We start from the raw sequence: 14,963 nt of genomic DNA on the forward strand, positions 1-14,963 counted from the left end.
AAAAGTTCGATAACTTATTTCTGAGTTCCGGGGTCGTCTAACTGGCAGGACATGGGACTTTGGCTCCCAGAATCCTGGTTCGAATCCAGGCCCCGGAACCAACGATATTATCTAACTAGTTTTCTGCGCTATAAGGAGCCAGAACCAATCGCTTAGAGAAGAACTCCTGAGAATTTCAAAGCCAACTCTGTTAAGGACTCTAATAACTTCATCTTCCGAAAGTCTTTCCTCTACAGGAGGGCCCATATCGGTCTTTTTCTTCTGCCACTCGAGAACAAAAAGTTGGCCTCCGGGTTTGAGGAGTCTCCGGATTTCCGAAAGAAATTTTGCCCGCTCCTCAACCTCATGAAGGACAAAGGCAAGTAAGGCTTTTTCCGCTAATCCTGAAGGAAGTGGAATTTCATAGGTATGAGATTTTATGCATTCTATATTTGTTAAACCGGACTTTTCAGCCCGGCTTTTGAGTTCGTTGAGCAATTCCCTTGAAATATCCACGGCATAAACCTTACCGGAAGGGCCTACCAGTCTGCCGGCCGGAAGGGTAAAATATCCCGTACCGCAACCGATATCGAGAAACCAATCCCCTTTCCTGAGCCCGAATTCTTTTAAAATGGCCTCCGCCGGAAGACGTCTTTTTCTTTCTGGGGAATCGAGTTTATGTTTATCTCTGGGATTAAATACGTGGGCCATTCTATAAATAAGATTTCAGGGCCTCCGCGAGCAACCGGATCTCCCACTGGGCTTTAGGATGAGCCCTTTTTTCTACGAAGTCCTTCCAGACGAAATAAGGCCCGGTAGCAAGCACTGTGGTTGAAGCCCCTTGTGGAGTAAGAAAGCGGGCGTCCTCTTTCTTGACTCCAGAGGATATTAGCGCCCGGTAAGCCGAAAGCCCCCGCTCTATCTCTTCCCTATAAAGTTCTCGGGCTTCAGGGGCTTTCTCAAAAGAAGGGGGTATTACAAACTGATCCACGGAGGTGTAACGGTGGGAGCGCTGATTGAAGTTGAGCCAGGTATGCCGCACAAACTGGTGAGAGAAGATCCTGGAAAAACCCTCTACGATAACAGCATACCAGCCGAAAGGCTCGGTCTCTGGCACCCGGATCACGGTCACCCTGCGGGTGGCCAAAAGATCGGTTTCCCTGAGGTTTTCAAACCGGGGGAGCAGATCTTTCAAAGCTCCGGAAAAGATGAGTTTAAGCTCCGCTCCCTCAAGATACCAGGCCTCAAATTCAAGAAAGCTCTCATCCATTACCCCGGGGCCGATGAGGGCTTCAAAATCTCCATCTTCCATGACCTCGGCAAAGTGCCGGAGGTTGAGCTGGAGCTTCCGGCTTTCGGGATCAAACCAGGCCTTATAAAGGCTTGCAAGGAGTTCAGGATCGGGATCGCCGCTCTTGAATTCCCAGATCAAGGGCGAGTGAGCAAAGACGCTTCCGTGCCCTGCGGATTTAAGACGAAGAAAGAAGGCCTTAAGTTTTTCTGGATCCCGAAAGCGCTCCTCGGCAAAGAGGGAAAGAGGGGGAGTCTCGGCGTAACAGATCCGGGCTCCGAGGAAACTCAGGAAGAGCGTCTTGCGAAAGGCCTCTCCACCGAGCTCTTGAAATATCTCATGGATCAAAGCCTTTTGTTTCGAGTAATAAACCGCTCGCAGGTCCTTCAACGGTAACCCCCTGTGCTACCAAAGCCTCCACGAGAGATCGACCGGGGAGGACGAGGGACTTCCCGAAGCTTTACCTCGGTGGCCACGGCGAGCAGGACTAGCTGGGCAATCCTCTCTCCGGCCAACACCTTGACCGGCTCCTCTCGCAAATTTAGGACCAGTATTTTGAGCTCGTCCTCCTCGCCACAGTAATCGAAATCGATGACACCTGCGGAGTGGGGAAAGATGAGGCCCTTCTTTCGGAAGAGACTGGAACGGGGAAAAACAAACATAGCGTAAGGTCTTGGGGCCTCGATCACGAGACCAGTCCGTATAAAAGTAGGTTCCCCGGGAAGTATTTCCTGATCTTCAAGGGCAAAGAGATCGAACCCTACGGCTCCTTCGGAGGCCTTTTCCGGGAGACGAGCCCGCGGATCCCTGCGCCAGACCTTAAGTTCCATATCTTCCCTTTTATGTCAGGTTGTCGAAAAAGTCTAGTCTATGTACAGGTTGCCGAAAAGTCTAGGCCCTTCTTTTATGGGCCCAAAGCATAAAACTTCGGGGGAACTCCCGGGCAAAGAGCCTCTCAGCAAGCTTGAAAAGCTCCTTCTCCGGGACCTCAAAGTCCTCCCTAAAAAAGCCCCGTTCCTCCACCAGAAAACCTTCTCCTTTTCGGATGATCCTCACCAAACGGTTCCGCTTCTTACACAGAAAATCCAAACACTCTCCTTCCCGGAGTCCCGGAAGTCTTTCCGAAAGCCAGCGTAAGGCTTCTTCCTTCCTTATGCGGGCCATAGCTTGCATTTTAATCTCTTTGAAGCTACAAAAAAGACGTGAGAACCCTTCGCTGGCAATATGTCTGCTTTCCCCTTCCAGTTCTCGGCCCTAAATTGAAAGGAAACCGTCGAAAGAAGAGGTGAAATATTGGCCTCGGCTAATCCTCCCTAGAAGAAATCTCTCCTCAGGGCCAGGCCACGGGCTACCTCGAGCTTACTTCCTAAAAGTCCAAGATTTTTACCATTAAAGTGATCATCGAATATCCATACTCTTGACCAATCTCCCAAACCTTCATAAGCTTGTTATAGAAGGAGGCGGAGATGGAAATGGAGATCCAGGAATTACGGCTTCTTGAGGAAAGGATCGAAAGGCTTCTGCAATTGATAGGGCGTCTTAAAGGCGAAAAAGAGGAACTTTTGGCCAAACTTCAAGAAAAAGAAGCCGAAAATTCTCGGCTTAAGGAAGAGCTTAACCGCAGGGAGGAAGAAAGGAGGGCCATCAAAGAAAGGATTGGTACGCTTATAGAACGGCTCTCCCAGTTCTCCGAGGGAGGAGAGTAACTCCTTGGCCGAAAGGCTTATCGAATTCAATTTTGCAGGAAACAGCTTTACCTTCCGGGCCAATCTCCCGGAAGATGAAATAGAGGCTATTTTGAAGTATTTGGAAGAAAAAAAACAGAGGCTCAACGGCCAAAAGAAACTTTCGCCTTTAAAACAGGCGGTGCTCATGTTATTAGAGGTGGCCTCGGATTTAGTAAAACTTGAGAAGGAGCATCGTCTTCTCTCGGAGAAGATAGGGAGAGAAGCTATAAGGCTTAGAGAAACTATAGATCGGGAGCTAGAATGCCTGGGGTGTGCGTGATTGGCCTTGAAGCCCGCCGAGGCAACATTAATCAAAGAGGGGGATTCCTCTCCATCCTGGTGCAAGCTCCGGTGAATCTCACCGGAGAAGCCGAAGGGATGGACGAATCCCCCACCTTAGGCCAACGGTCCTCGAAGCGGGCCGGCTAACACGGCACCCCGGGTTCCTTTTCCTTTTAATTCCCTCCTGTTTCCTTCCTGCGGAAAAAATAAAGGAGGTTCTAATATGGAAGTGGTGGTAGCTCTGCTGACCCTCATTTTGGGAGGGGCGATCGGATTTCTGATAGCTTACAAGTTGAGGCGCAAGGAAGAGGTCCGCGAAAAGCTTGAAGCCGAAAGGGAAGCTCAGATCATCCTTGAAAGGGCCCGCCGAGAAGCGGAAACCATTACCCAAGAAGCCCGTATCAAGGCTAAAGAAGAGCTCCTTAAGGCCAAAGAAAAACTTGAGGAGGAAAACCGCCGGAAGTTAAAAGAGTTGGAATCCCGAGAGGATAGGCTTTCTCAGAAAGAAGAGGCCCTTGCCCGACGAGAGGACGAACTCAAAAAGATGGACGAGGCCCTCCGGGCCAAGCTAGCTGAGGTCGAAAAGACCCAGGAGGAAATTTCCCAAAAGGAAGAAGAACTCAAGGCCTTAATCGAAGAGGAAAAGAAGAAACTTGAAGAAGTTGCCCACATGAGCGAGGAAGAAGCTCGGGAATTGCTCCTTTCCCGGGTAGAAGAGGAGGCCCGAGAGGAAGCCGCTCGCATCCTCATGCGGGTTGAAGCCGAAACCAAGGAAGAGGCTAAACGCAGATCTCAAGAAATACTGGCTCTAGCGGTCTCCCGGTGTGCGGCCGAATTCGTTACCGAAAAGACGGTCTCAGTGGTGCCCCTCCCCAGTGAGGAAATGAAAGGCCGCATTATAGGAAGGGAAGGTCGGAACATCCGAGCCTTTGAGGCCGCCACCGGAGTAGATGTCCTCATAGACGACACCCCGGAGGTAGTGGTCCTTTCCTGTTTCAATCCCATTCGTAGGGAGATTGCCCGCATCGCCCTTGAGAGACTAGTGGCCGACGGCCGCATTCATCCGGCCCGCATCGAAGAGGTGGTCCGAAAAGTGGAAGAAGAGATGGAGGTTACCATTAAAGAAACTGGAGAGAAGGCCGCCTTTGACGTGGGAGTTTACGGGCTCCACCCCGAACTCATAAAACTCCTCGGCAAACTCAAATATCGTACCAGTTACACCCAAAATGTCCTCCAGCACTCCATCGAAGTAGCCTTCATCTGTGGAGTCATGGCCGGAGAACTTGGGCTAGACGTCAAGAAGGCTAAAAGGGCGGGCCTGCTTCACGATATAGGCAAGGCCGTGGACTACGAACAGGAAGGTCCCCACGCCCTCATTGGTGCGGACCTAGCCCGTAAGTATGGAGAGGACGAAGAGATCGTAAATGCCATCGCCGCTCACCACGAAGATGTTGAAGCAAACTCGGTGCTTGCAGTCCTAGTCCAGGCCGCGGACGCCGTTTCTGGTGCCAGACCTGGGGCCCGTAGGGAACTCTTAGAAACCTACATCAAACGTCTTCAAGACCTAGAAAATATCGCCTACTCCTTTGAAGGCGTGCAGAAGGCCTACGCCATCCAGGCAGGCCGGGAAGTACGGATCATGGTGGATAGCGGCAAAATCTCAGATGAAGAAGCCGTGCTTCTTGCCAGAGACATCGCCCAAAAGATAGAATCTGAGATGAAATTCCCCGGAATAATCAAGGTCACGGTGATCCGGGAGACCAGGGCTGTGGAGTACGCCAAATGAGAATTCTTTTCCTCGGAGACATCGTAGGAAACCCCGGCCGTCGGGCGGCAAAGCTCTTCCTGCCGGAGCTTAAGAAGGAGTTCCTCCCGGATTTCGTGATCGGAAACGCGGAAAATGCTGCCGGGGGCTACGGCTTAACCGAAAAGATTACCGAGGAACTTTTGGACTTGGGTTTTGATCTCCTTACTTCCGGAAATCACATCTGGAAGCGAGAATTCCTGCCCTATCTCTCAAAGAGCGAAAAGGTCCTCAGACCCGCAAATTACCCGGAGGAAGCTCCGGGAAGAGGGCACGCTCTGATAGAAAAGAATGGCCTAAAGCTCGGGGTCATAAACCTTGAAGGTCGGGTCTTTATGAGGCCCTTATTGTGTCCCTTTAGGACTGCCGAGCGTCTGAGCAAAGAACTACAGAAGGAAACCTCCTGCATCCTGGTGGATTTTCACGCTGAGGCCACTTCGGAAAAGATCGCCCTCGGCTGGTGGCTTGACGGCAGGGTCTCGGCTCTCCTAGGAACGCACACCCACGTCCAGACCGCGGACGAAAGAATTCTTCCCGAGGGCACGGCCTATATCTCGGATGTAGGCATGTGCGGTTTGGCGGACGGGGTTATCGGTATGCGGCGGGAGCAGGCCCTGGAAATGTACCTCACCCAAGTGCCAAGAAAACTTGAAGTCCCCAAGTCCGGTAGGGTCAAGCTTGAGGCGGTCTTTCTTGAAATTGAGCCTCAAACGGGCCGGGCCCTTCGAATAGAACGTATTAGGCGAGAAGAATGCTAATCCTTGTTCCCACGGAGCTTGAAGCTGCTCCTTTAAGAGACCTTGGGCTCAGGATGGAGATCATAGGCATGGGCCCGGTTGAAGCCGCGGTTTCAGCCTACGAGATTTTTCAGCAAGAAAAGTCCCAAGTAGCGTTTCTGGCCGGGCTTGCAGGGGCCTATCCCGAAAGCGGTCTTTCGGTGGGAGACCTGGTGCTCGCAATTGAAGAAGCCTTCGGGGATCTGGCCATCTGTTATCCCGAAAGGTTGGGGACCTTCGGCAAAAAGCTCCCGGTAAAGAATCGTCTTTCTCTGAGGTCTCCCTATCTGGAAAAAGCCGTGTGTATCCTGGAGGAAAATGAGTTCCATCCGGAAGTAGGTCCTTTGGTTACGGTTTGTTGCGCCACCCGAGACCCTGAACGAGCCCTTCTTTTCGGAAGACGTTATGCCGCCCTTGCGGAAAACATGGAGGGTTTCGGAGTGGCCCTGGCGGCGGAGAAAGCCGGTGTTACCTTGATCGAACTTCGAACAATAAGCAATCTCCTCGAAAAACCGGAGGATCCCTGGGAGACGGAGAGGGCCCTTTCGGCCTTAAAGGAGGCTTTGAGGTGTCTTTCGAAAAACTGGAGATAGCCATCTCCCCTTGCCCGAACGACACCTTCATCTTCGGGCCTCTTGTGCTCGGGTGGATCAAAGTTCCCTTCCGGATGGAGTTCTACTTTGAGGACATAGAAACCCTTAACCGTATGGCCCTTACGGGCGAAGTCCCGGTCATCAAGCTCTCTTTTGCGGTCCTTCCCGAGGTAGCCGAGAGATATCTAGTTCTTCCGGTAGGGGCGGCCTTGGGGCGAGGGGTAGGCCCGCTTCTCGTGGCCCGTAAGCCTTATACTCCCGCAAAAGTCCCAGAACTAAGGGTCCTCCTCCCTGGGGAACACACCACCGCCCACCTCCTCTTCCGCCTAGCTTTTCCGGGAGCAACGCGAAAGGCCTTTGTGCCCTACCATGAAATAATGCCCAGACTCCAGGACGGTGAGGCCGAGGCCGGGGTCATTATCCACGAGGGACGGTTCGTCTTCCGGGACTACGGTCTTTACGAAATTCTTGATCTCGGGGCCTGGTGGGAAAGAGAGACCGGACTTCCAATTCCCCTTGGGGGCATCTTTGCCCGCAGGGATCTCCTCCCGGAGAGACTTCAAGTATTGACTACAGCTATCCGGCAAAGCCTTGAACTTGCCCGGGAGCGTTTCGAAGAACTTTACCCCTTCATCGCCCAAAAGGCCCGCGAACTCTCCCGCGAAGTAATCGAACGTCACATCACTACCTATGTCAATGACTTCACTTGGGACCTTGGCCAGGAAGGCCGGAAGGTCCTCAAGGTTCTGGCCGAAAAGGTCAAACCCGACGCCCAAATCCTCGTCTGGGAGGAAAAATGAGTTTCTGGCACCTGATCCTATCTGCGGGACCAGTAGGCAAATTGACTCTCCTTGTCCTTTTTTTTCTTTCGGTCTTCACCTGGGCAGTCATCATAGTGAAGTTTCGAGGTATAAGGGAAAGCCGTAAGGGTCTTGAGGAACTGGCAGAACTGATTGATAAGAGTACGAATCTAGTAACCCTGGCGGAGGGGCTCAAAAGTATCCCCGAGGGTCTGGCCAAACGGACCGTAAGGGAATATCTTCTGGTCTATTCCCGACTCAAAAAGGACTTTCCTGCTCCGGAAAAACCAGAACTCCGGGGACTATGGTTCTCTTCCCTGAAAGGCCTCCTTCTTCAGGAATGGGAGCGCCTACGTGAAGAAAAGACGGCTTCCTTTCCGGTTTTCCTGGGTTTTCTCGCTACGGTGGGGAACACCGCCCCCTTCATCGGACTTTTCGGCACGGTCTGGGGCATCATGGCTGCCTTTCACCGTATAGGCCTTAAGGGAAGCGCAAGTCTTGCCACGGTAGCCCCCGGGATAGCCGAGGCCCTGATTGCCACCGCCATGGGACTTTTCGCCGCTATTCCTGCAGTGGTGGCCTATAACTACTTCACACGCGCGGGAGAGGCCGTCCTCGAAGACCTCTCCCGGATAGAAAAGAGATTGGTCTATCTATGCGAAAAAGATCTCCTCGAGGATGTTCTTTCCTAGGCCTCTTGGGCCAAGAGATTTAGATCGAGAACTCGGCCGGCAAGCTCTCGGTCGATATGAAAAAGCCCCTGAGGAGAATCCTTGATCAGTTTCATCTGATTGACTATCCGGCCGAAGGAATCTTCCTCCTCCACCTGTTCGGAGACAAACCACTGGAGAAAGATCTCCGTGGCGTGGTCTCCTTCCTCTTTGGCAAAATCCATGAGTCTGTTGATCCGCTTGGTGACCTCCCTTTCGTGATTCAGGGCGTATTCCATGGCCGCAAGCGGAGATTCCCACTCTATCGGAGGTTGAGGAATTTCCTGAAGCCTGACCCGACCGCCGCGCTCGTTTACAAACTTATAGAACTTCATGGCATGCATCGTCTCCTCGGCAGTCTGGGATTTCATCCAATGAGCAAAACCCTCAAGTCCCAAGTCCTCAAAATAAGCCGCCATCGAAAGATAAAGATAGGCCGAATAAAACTCCCACTTAATCTGCTCGTTCAGGGCTTCCTCCATCTTGGGCGTAAGCATTTCGTATTCCTCCTTTTAAAATTTATATTTGTTTGAAAGCTATCTAAACAAGTTTTGACTGTCAAGATTTCAAAATTTCCCGAAGAATTTCGTAAACCGCATCTATTTCACGATAGGCCACGGTAAGAGGCGGGGAAAAGCGGATCACCTCCGTTTTGGGAGCAGTCGCAAGCACCCGTCTTTCAAACAGGGCCTGCACCACATCGCCTGCCGGGATCCGGACCTCAAGACCCAGAAGAAGGCCGAGCCCCCTCACCCCGGAGACCTTGTCCGGGAACTCCTCCGCCAGAGCGGAGAGCCTTTTACGCAAGGCCTGGCCTTTGAGCCTTACCTCTTCAAGGAAACCCTCGGAAAGCACTATTTTCATCACCGCTACGGCTGCGGCACAGGCCACGGGGTTTCCCCCGAAGGTGGAGGCGTGAGAGCCTGGAGTAAGGGCTGACATGACCTTTTCTTTGGCCAATATCGCCCCCAGGGGAAGTCCCCCCGCAAGCCCCTTGGCCAGGCACATGATGTCCGGCACAATACCATAGTGTTCATAGGCAAAAAGGTGTCCGGTACGGCCGATACCGGTCTGGATCTCGTCAAAGATGAGGAGGGCCTGATAGCGGTCACAGAGGCTCCGGGCCTCAAGGAGAAACTCCCGGGAAAGGGGGATTACCCCTCCCTCACCCAGTACAGGCTCAAGGATCACGGCACAGGTACTCTCGTTTACGGCCTCCCGCAGGGCTTCACGGTCGTTTGGCGGAACGTGCACGAAGTCCGGAACCAGGGGCTCAAAGCCCTCCCAGTAGACAGGCTGGCCGGTAGCCGAAAGCGCCCCATAGGTGCGACCGTGAAAAGAATTTTCAAGGGCCACCATCTGGGTTTTGCCAGGACCGTGGTTAAGATAGCTCCAGCGGCGGGCGAGTTTCAGGGCCGCTTCCACGGCCTCGGCCCCGGAATTGCAAAAGAAGACCCTCTCGCCGAAGGAATTCTCTACCAGAATCTCGGCCAGTCTGGCTTGCGGTTCAGTCCAGTAAAGGTTTGAGACGTGGAGAAGCTTTTCGGCTTGCTCCTTGATGGCCGAGACCACGGGCTCAGGGGCATGCCCTAGGGTACAGACCGCAATCCCGGCACAGAAATCTAGGTACTCGCGTCCTTCCTCGTCCCAAAGTCGGGAGCCCTTCCCCCGGACAAAGGCTACCGGAAACCTCTTGTAATTTTGGGCTAGATAAAGCTCTCCCAGGTCTTTGATGATCGCCATTATTAGTATTCCTCTCTTTTAGAATTTGAAAATCTGTTATAAAAGATTTTGACGTGGGAGGAAAGGGGCCCTTGAATCAGCTAACGCTCTTCTTCAAAACCCTTGGGGACGAAAACCGTCTGAAGATCCTTTACGAGTTGCAAAAGGAAAAAGAACTCTCCGTAGGTGAACTGGTAGAAAGGCTGGAGATCTCCCAGCCGCTAGCATCCCATCATCTGAGGGAACTAAAGATGTCCGGACTGGTAACAACCAGAAAAAAAGGACCCTACGTCTTCTATCGCCTTAAAAATCCCCGAATCTTTGAACTGATAGCCCTAGCCCAATCCATACTGGAGGAGCAAGCATGAAATCGAGACTCAAGCATCTCCTCAAGGAGGCCTCCCTGGAGGAAATGAAAGAAGCCCTATTTTTCCTTCTTTCTCAAATTTACGCCCTCCTCGACGAAAAGGAACAGCAAACCTTCTTCCTGGAAATGTTTAAAGGCGAGGAGGGTAAGGTCCCTTCCATGGTATATTACTGACTGGCCAAGTGTTTCGACGCGGGCGTGGACCCGCGTTCAGTTTGTCGGGGCATAGTTTCAGCGGTAGGCGAAAAGGAAAGTCTTCCGGAAGAAGTCCCTGAATCCCTGAAACTCCTTTTCGAGGAATGGTTAGACGAACTTACCGAGGAGGCTCGTCGAATTACTGCTCAAAGAGCCCCTCTGTCCACCCCAGAGCTAGCGAAATACTTACGTATCTCTAAAGAAGGTGCGGAATACATTAGAGAACGCCTTAAAAGAATCTCTTGATAGAAGATATCCTCCCGAAAAGCTCCTATTCGTCTCTCTTTGCTACCCAAAAACCCTAATTTTTTAGGAATTCTTACTTCCTGACATAAAAGATGCGACCAATGGTCCCATAGCAGGACTTGACTATTTAAACAAATTTTTATATAAATAGATAAAAATACATTGATACATTAAAATGAGAAAGACCTTCTTAAACAAAACCGGTTGATGTCACCCAAAAGGTTCCCCAGTAGGGGAGCAAGCTTCCGAAAGAAAAAAGGTGCACTGTTCGATTTGCGGTCAGCCTTTGATTTATCTTACCAAAGAAAGAAAAGAAAAATGCTTCTATTGCAAACAAGAAAAATCAGCCTATGTCGTATGCCCTGAAAACCATTTTGTCTGCGACGACTGTCACGGGAACGAAATAAAAGCGGCCTTAAAACAAGAAGCATTCAAGGCTCAGACCCCCGACCCGATAAAACTATCTCTTCTTTGGCTTAAAAAGTACCCCTTCCCCATGCTAGGGTGTGAACATGCCTATTTAGCGGCGAGCTCATTATTAGGATCTCTGGTAGCTGCCGGTTTTAGCCTTTCGAAAGGAGACCTGGAAGAGGTGTTCTCCCGAATAGACCTCCAGGCTAGAGGTGGCTTTTGCGGGCTTACTGGCATTTGCGGCATAGTGCCAGCCCTAGGAGCCTCTCTCGCCATCCTTAACAGTTCACACTGCGGAACTGACCGAGAACAACGCGAAGTTATGGAACTTACAAGTGACCTCCTTAAGAAATTTGCGGAGTTAACCGGTCCTAGCTGTTGTAAAGCCTATCTTTGGGCAGGCTTGGAGGTTGTCACCAAAAGAATCAAGGCTTTTTATCCTCAGGTTAACCTCAGAACTTCCTCTCCCCTTTGCTTCTTCTCAAAGACGCATCCTCACGGTTGCAGACAAGAAAAGTGTCCATACTTTAACACGTTTAAATAATATTTCTTAAGGAGGTAAGCCATGAAACTAGGAATCATTCTTACAACCAAAGAACCCGAAAAGGCCTGGAATGCCATGCGACTGGCAAACTTTGCCCTCAAAGCTGGGGACGAGGTCAAGGTCTTTTTAACAGGAGAGGGCGTAGAAGCCTCGGAAGTGGCTGATGATAAGTTCAACATCAAACAAGAGATGAACAAGTTTCTAGAAGGGGGAGGCCAGATTCTGGCCTGTGGCACCTGTCTAAAATTACGCCACAAAGAGGCCTCGGAGATCTGCCCCCTTTCCACCTTGGAGGATCTTTATAGGTTAATTCTTCTCTCGGAAAAAGTTTTGACCTTTTAGACCTAAATCTTACATAAGGAGGTGGAGACCATGCGTGTTCCCAAATGGATCTTAGGATTCTGGTTGGTAGGCTGTCTCCTTTTATGGACTGGGGATCTTAAGGCCGACGAAGGTCGAAAGCTCCTCCTAGTGATCACCACCAACGAAACGGAAACGGTCTGGCAGGCTCTAAGACTATCTAATTTTGCAATCTCTCAAGGTGACGAAGTGCGCATCTACCTTACCGGGAAAGGGGTTGAGCTCCTCAAAATGGACAATAGCCCTTTAGATGTAGCCCAAAAACTTGAAAGTTTTTTGAAAAATGGAGGCGAAGTCTATGGTTGAAAAAAGGCCCTTAAGATGCACGGTGTGCATTCCGAGAAAGTAAAACCTGCGGGCAAGAAGGCGTTTTACCAGATGATCTGGGAAAGTGAGAAAGTCCTGGTCTATTAAAATCATAATGGCTGGGGGACCAGGATTCGAACCTGGACTGGCGGGTCCAGAGCCCGCTGTCCTGCCGATTAGACGATCCCCCAGCTGCCAAGCTTAATTATAATTTAGCCCTCTTTGAGGTCAAGGGTTGCTATCTTGAGAGTGAGAAAGGGAGTAGCCTGAAGTTCATAATCCCGGGCCAGGGAGGCCGCCATCCCTAGAACTTTCCTGAGCCCTCCCAGGGTCAACCGGTCAAAATTTAGCCGGAGGCCACCTTCGGAGATCAGGGTTAGCTCTCCGGAGAAGCCCTCGATCTCAACCGGTACGGTCTCCCCGGGCTCAGGGAAGATCACCTCTCCCGAAAACTCCTCTTCGAAATCCGAGGGATCGAGGACATTGAAGCTCACCTCTCCAAGCCGGTCAGAGAGACCGGCCTGATAGCGTAGTTTATTCAAAAGGGCTTCAGGATGGGGCAGGGTGTATGTCTTCCCGCTTTCAAAGGTACTCAGAAACTCCGTAGGTTTAAGGCGCCTCTTAGAAGTAGGATAGGGCAGGATCCCCGAAAGGGAGGCCAGCGTCTCTTCGGACACCCGCACCTGCCGAAACTCGGAAAGCCCGGCTTCGCGAATAGCTTCCCGCCAGAAACGATCACGCTCAAAATCCCGACTCTCGTAGTCGTATTCGTAATAAACGGCTTTAATGCCTGCTGAAGCAATGAGTTTCAGGCACACGTAACAAGGGGCTAGGGTACAATAAAGTTCTGCACCTTCCACCGAGATTCCAAACCGGGCCGCTTGGGCAATGGCGTTGGCCTCGGCGTGAGTGGCCCGACAAAAGTTGTATTTGTCTATGTCCGGGATCCCCTTTTCCCTGCGGAAGCAATACTCTGGCCCACGATCCGTGCAGTGCCAAGCCCCAGGCATAGGGCCATTGTAACCCGTGGCTAAAATTCTCTTGTCCTTCACGATCACCGCGCCCGAGGGTCTAGAATTGCACCCCGAACGCAAGGCTACCATCTTGGCAAGCAACATGAAGTATTCTTGCCAGGGAGGTCGCTTCATCTAACAGAGGTCCCGATAAACCGGAAATTCCTCGCAGAGACGACGGACTTTCTCACGAATCTCACGAAGAAGGCTCTCATTCTTGGGATCTTTGAGCACTGCAGATATCCACCCCCCAACCATCTCCATTTCCCTTTCCTTGAGGCCCCGCGTGGTTACCGCCGGGGTCCCGATACGGATGCCGCTGGTAACTTTGGGAGGAAGGGGATCGAAGGGGATGGCGTTTTTGTTGACTGTAATCCCGGCCCGACCAAGGGCTTCTTCGGCTTCGGCCCCCGTGAGCCCTTGCTTGGAGAGATCCACTAGAATGAGGTGGTTGTCCGTGCCGCCGGAAACAAGTCGGAACCCTTCTGCCGAAAGGACCTCGGCCAATTTCCGAGCGTTGGACACCACTTGCTGCTGATAAGCCTTGAATTTCGGAGAAAGGGCCTCTTTAAAACATACGGCCTTGGCCGCGATAATGTTCATGTGCGGTCCGCCCTGGATCCCAGGGAAGATAGTCTTGTCAATCAGTTTCCCGTAGCGTTCTTTGGCCAGAATGAACCCTCCTCGCGGACCACGCATGGTCTTGTGAGTGGTAGAGGTCACGAAATCCGCAAAGGGTACCGGTGAAGGATGGATCCCGGCAGCCACCAGGCCCGCAATATGGGCCATATCCACCATGAGATAAGCCCCCACTTCCTGGGCGATAGTATAAAAGGCCTCGAAATCAATCACCCGGGGGTAGGCACTGGCCCCGGCCACAATCATCTTGGGACGGTGCTCAAGGGCCAGCCGCCTTACCTCCTCGTAATCAATGGTCTCGGTCTCGCGAGAGACACCGTAGTGCACAATGCGGTAAAGCTTTCCAGAAAAATTCACCGGAGAGCCGTGGGAAAGATGTCCTCCGTGGGCCAAATTCATAGAGAGGATGGTGTCTCCCGGTTCAAGAACCGCGAAATAAACCCCCATGTTGGCCTGAGTCCCGGAATGGGGCTGGACATTGGCATATTCCGCCCCAAAAAGCATCTTGAGCCGCTCTCGGGCCAGTTCCTCCACTTGATCTACATACTGACAGCCCCCGTAATAACGGGCCCTAGGGTAACCTTCGGCGTATTTGTTCATGAGAGGAGAGCCCTCGGCCTCCATGACCGCTCGCGAGGCCAGGTTCTCCGAAGCGATCATCTCGAGTTGCCCCGAGAGCCTCTCGGCCTCAGACTTGATCAGTTCCCAGATCTCGGGATCGGTAGTCTTTACAGACTCAAACATTTTTAACCTCACCAGCAAGCTCTTCTATAAGTCTAAGTCTCCTTTCGTGTCGGTCCCCTTCAAAGGGGGTCTCAAGGAAGATCTTCACAAGCTCAAGGGCCAGGGCCTCTCCTACCACTCGCCCCCCCATAACCAGCACATTGGCGTCGTTATGGAGACGGCTCATACGAGCGGTGTAACAATCACAACAGAGGGCCGCCCTTATACCGGGGAACCGATTGGCCGTAATGCTCATTCCGATGCCGGTCCCGCAGATGAGGATACCTCTTTCTGCCTCGCCAGATAGGATCTTTTTAATGGCCTCAACTCCAAAAACCGGATAATCCACGGACTCGCAACTCCTACAGCCCACATCCAGGATCTCGTGCCCTTGCGTCTCAAGATAGGCCTTGATCTTCTCCTTCAAGCTAAACCCTGCGTGATCTGAAGCCAGAACGATCTTCACTTCAGTTAC

Annotated in this window: 21 protein-coding genes, 2 tRNA genes, 1 other RNA gene and 1 pseudogene; 15 read left to right on the forward strand and 10 right to left on the reverse strand. The window is 51.8% G+C overall.

From position 1 onward, the window contains the following. The first annotated feature begins 26 nt into the window (after nucleotides 1-26). Nucleotides 27-101 (forward strand) — tRNA-Gln (locus tag TDIS_RS00750). 10 nt (nucleotides 102-111) lie between these two features. On the opposite strand, the gene TDIS_RS00755 is transcribed toward TDIS_RS00750, so the two are convergent. From TDIS_RS00755 to TDIS_RS00770, 4 genes are all read right to left on the reverse strand, one after another. After that, entirely contained in the window at nucleotides 112-690 is a 579-nt protein-coding gene (locus tag TDIS_RS00755; protein WP_068668294.1) for a class I SAM-dependent methyltransferase, read from the reverse strand. 1 nt (nucleotide 691) lies between these two features. Beyond that, nucleotides 692-1,660 carry an FAD-dependent thymidylate synthase gene (locus TDIS_RS00760; protein WP_068668296.1) on the reverse strand — a complete coding sequence of 323 codons (969 nt, stop codon included), beginning with the start codon at nucleotides 1,658-1,660 and terminating at the stop codon, nucleotides 692-694. After that, nucleotides 1,657-2,100 (reverse strand): dUTP diphosphatase, encoded by a 444-nt coding sequence (locus TDIS_RS00765; RefSeq protein ID WP_068668298.1) that lies wholly within the window; start codon nucleotides 2,098-2,100, stop codon nucleotides 1,657-1,659. The genes TDIS_RS00760 and TDIS_RS00765 overlap by 4 nt, the downstream gene beginning before the upstream one ends. A gap of 61 nt (nucleotides 2,101-2,161) precedes the next feature. Then, nucleotides 2,162-2,443, reverse strand: a complete 282-nt coding sequence (locus TDIS_RS00770) for a hypothetical protein (RefSeq protein ID WP_068668300.1) — start codon at nucleotides 2,441-2,443, stop codon at nucleotides 2,162-2,164. A gap of 293 nt (nucleotides 2,444-2,736) precedes the next feature. On the opposite strand from TDIS_RS00770, the gene zapB reads away from it, so the two are divergent. The 8 genes and pseudogenes from zapB (at nucleotide 2,737) to TDIS_RS00805 (ending at nucleotide 7,944) form a co-directional block, all read left to right on the forward strand. Next, on the forward strand, nucleotides 2,737-2,976 hold the full coding sequence (zapB, locus tag TDIS_RS00775; RefSeq protein ID WP_068668302.1) for a cell division protein ZapB: 240 nt from the start codon (nucleotides 2,737-2,739) through the stop codon (nucleotides 2,974-2,976). A 4-nt stretch (nucleotides 2,977-2,980) separates the two neighbouring features. After that, nucleotides 2,981-3,220 (forward strand): annotated as a pseudogene (gene zapA, locus TDIS_RS11520) (cell division protein ZapA); the annotation flags it as partial. A 36-nt stretch (nucleotides 3,221-3,256) separates the two neighbouring features. Beyond that, a non-coding RNA gene (gene ssrS, locus TDIS_RS00780) (6S RNA) lies at nucleotides 3,257-3,446 on the forward strand. 56 nt (nucleotides 3,447-3,502) lie between these two features. Further along, nucleotides 3,503-5,065 carry a ribonuclease Y gene (rny, locus tag TDIS_RS00785; protein WP_068668304.1) on the forward strand — a complete coding sequence of 521 codons (1,563 nt, stop codon included), beginning with the start codon at nucleotides 3,503-3,505 and terminating at the stop codon, nucleotides 5,063-5,065. After that, nucleotides 5,062-5,841, forward strand: coding sequence for a TIGR00282 family metallophosphoesterase (locus TDIS_RS00790; protein ID WP_068668306.1), 780 nt, complete (start codon nucleotides 5,062-5,064; stop codon nucleotides 5,839-5,841). The genes rny and TDIS_RS00790 overlap by 4 nt, the downstream gene beginning before the upstream one ends. Continuing rightward, complete coding sequence (locus TDIS_RS00795) at nucleotides 5,835-6,452, forward strand: phosphorylase family protein (protein ID WP_068668308.1); 618 nt, start codon at nucleotides 5,835-5,837, stop codon at nucleotides 6,450-6,452. The genes TDIS_RS00790 and TDIS_RS00795 overlap by 7 nt, the downstream gene beginning before the upstream one ends. Beyond that, nucleotides 6,428-7,252, forward strand: coding sequence for a 1,4-dihydroxy-6-naphtoate synthase (locus TDIS_RS00800; protein ID WP_068668310.1), 825 nt, complete (start codon nucleotides 6,428-6,430; stop codon nucleotides 7,250-7,252). The genes TDIS_RS00795 and TDIS_RS00800 overlap by 25 nt, the downstream gene beginning before the upstream one ends. Further along, nucleotides 7,249-7,944 (forward strand): MotA/TolQ/ExbB proton channel family protein, encoded by a 696-nt coding sequence (locus TDIS_RS00805; RefSeq protein ID WP_084270877.1) that lies wholly within the window; start codon nucleotides 7,249-7,251, stop codon nucleotides 7,942-7,944. Before TDIS_RS00800 ends, TDIS_RS00805 begins: the two co-directional genes overlap by 4 nt. On the opposite strand, the gene TDIS_RS00810 is transcribed toward TDIS_RS00805, so the two are convergent. Together TDIS_RS00810 and TDIS_RS00815 are read right to left on the reverse strand one after the other, a co-directional pair. Then, nucleotides 7,941-8,459 (reverse strand): ferritin, encoded by a 519-nt coding sequence (locus tag TDIS_RS00810; RefSeq protein ID WP_068668312.1) that lies wholly within the window; start codon nucleotides 8,457-8,459, stop codon nucleotides 7,941-7,943. The two genes, TDIS_RS00805 and TDIS_RS00810, sit on opposite strands and share 4 nt — an antisense overlap. A 61-nt stretch (nucleotides 8,460-8,520) precedes the next feature. Next, complete coding sequence (locus TDIS_RS00815) at nucleotides 8,521-9,705, reverse strand: aspartate aminotransferase family protein (RefSeq protein WP_068668314.1); 1,185 nt, start codon at nucleotides 9,703-9,705, stop codon at nucleotides 8,521-8,523. A gap of 71 nt (nucleotides 9,706-9,776) precedes the next feature. Between TDIS_RS00815 and TDIS_RS00820 the strand changes: the two genes are divergently transcribed. The 6 genes from TDIS_RS00820 (at nucleotide 9,777) to TDIS_RS00840 (ending at nucleotide 12,113) form a co-directional block, all read left to right on the forward strand. Further along, nucleotides 9,777-10,052, forward strand: coding sequence for an ArsR/SmtB family transcription factor (locus tag TDIS_RS00820; RefSeq protein ID WP_068668802.1), 276 nt, complete (start codon nucleotides 9,777-9,779; stop codon nucleotides 10,050-10,052). Continuing rightward, the gene (locus tag TDIS_RS10965; protein ID WP_153303710.1) at nucleotides 10,049-10,225 is read left to right on the forward strand and encodes a hypothetical protein; all 177 of its coding nucleotides are present in this window, start codon (nucleotides 10,049-10,051) and stop codon (nucleotides 10,223-10,225) included. The genes TDIS_RS00820 and TDIS_RS10965 overlap by 4 nt, the downstream gene beginning before the upstream one ends. A gap of 24 nt (nucleotides 10,226-10,249) precedes the next feature. After that, a complete protein-coding gene (locus TDIS_RS00825) occupies nucleotides 10,250-10,492 on the forward strand; it encodes a hypothetical protein (RefSeq protein WP_068668316.1) in 243 nt (80 codons plus the stop codon). A 259-nt stretch (nucleotides 10,493-10,751) separates the two neighbouring features. Further along, complete coding sequence (locus TDIS_RS00830) at nucleotides 10,752-11,447, forward strand: DUF5714 domain-containing protein (RefSeq protein WP_153303711.1); 696 nt, start codon at nucleotides 10,752-10,754, stop codon at nucleotides 11,445-11,447. 21 nt (nucleotides 11,448-11,468) lie between these two features. After that, nucleotides 11,469-11,789 carry a DsrE family protein gene (locus TDIS_RS00835; protein ID WP_068668320.1) on the forward strand — a complete coding sequence of 107 codons (321 nt, stop codon included), beginning with the start codon at nucleotides 11,469-11,471 and terminating at the stop codon, nucleotides 11,787-11,789. A gap of 30 nt (nucleotides 11,790-11,819) precedes the next feature. After that, complete coding sequence (locus TDIS_RS00840; RefSeq protein WP_068668322.1) at nucleotides 11,820-12,113, forward strand: hypothetical protein; 294 nt, start codon at nucleotides 11,820-11,822, stop codon at nucleotides 12,111-12,113. 116 nt (nucleotides 12,114-12,229) lie between these two features. Here the strand turns inward: TDIS_RS00840 and TDIS_RS00845 are convergent. From TDIS_RS00845 to rpiB, 4 genes are all read right to left on the reverse strand, one after another. After that, nucleotides 12,230-12,304 (reverse strand) — tRNA-Gln (locus tag TDIS_RS00845). Nucleotides 12,305-12,325: 21 nt separating this feature from the next. After that, nucleotides 12,326-13,261, reverse strand: a complete 936-nt coding sequence (locus tag TDIS_RS11365) for a deoxycytidylate deaminase (RefSeq protein WP_244147451.1) — start codon at nucleotides 13,259-13,261, stop codon at nucleotides 12,326-12,328. Further along, nucleotides 13,262-14,509 carry a serine hydroxymethyltransferase gene (locus tag TDIS_RS00855; RefSeq protein WP_068668324.1) on the reverse strand — a complete coding sequence of 416 codons (1,248 nt, stop codon included), beginning with the start codon at nucleotides 14,507-14,509 and terminating at the stop codon, nucleotides 13,262-13,264. After that, the gene (rpiB, locus tag TDIS_RS00860; RefSeq protein WP_068668326.1) at nucleotides 14,502-14,954 is read right to left on the reverse strand and encodes a ribose 5-phosphate isomerase B; all 453 of its coding nucleotides are present in this window, start codon (nucleotides 14,952-14,954) and stop codon (nucleotides 14,502-14,504) included. Before rpiB ends, TDIS_RS00855 begins: the two co-directional genes overlap by 8 nt. Nucleotides 14,955-14,963 lie beyond the last annotated feature (9 nt).

The sequence above is a fragment of the Thermosulfurimonas dismutans genome, from assembly GCF_001652585.1.
Taxonomy (GTDB): domain Bacteria; phylum Desulfobacterota; class Thermodesulfobacteria; order Thermodesulfobacteriales; family Thermodesulfobacteriaceae; genus Thermosulfurimonas; species Thermosulfurimonas dismutans.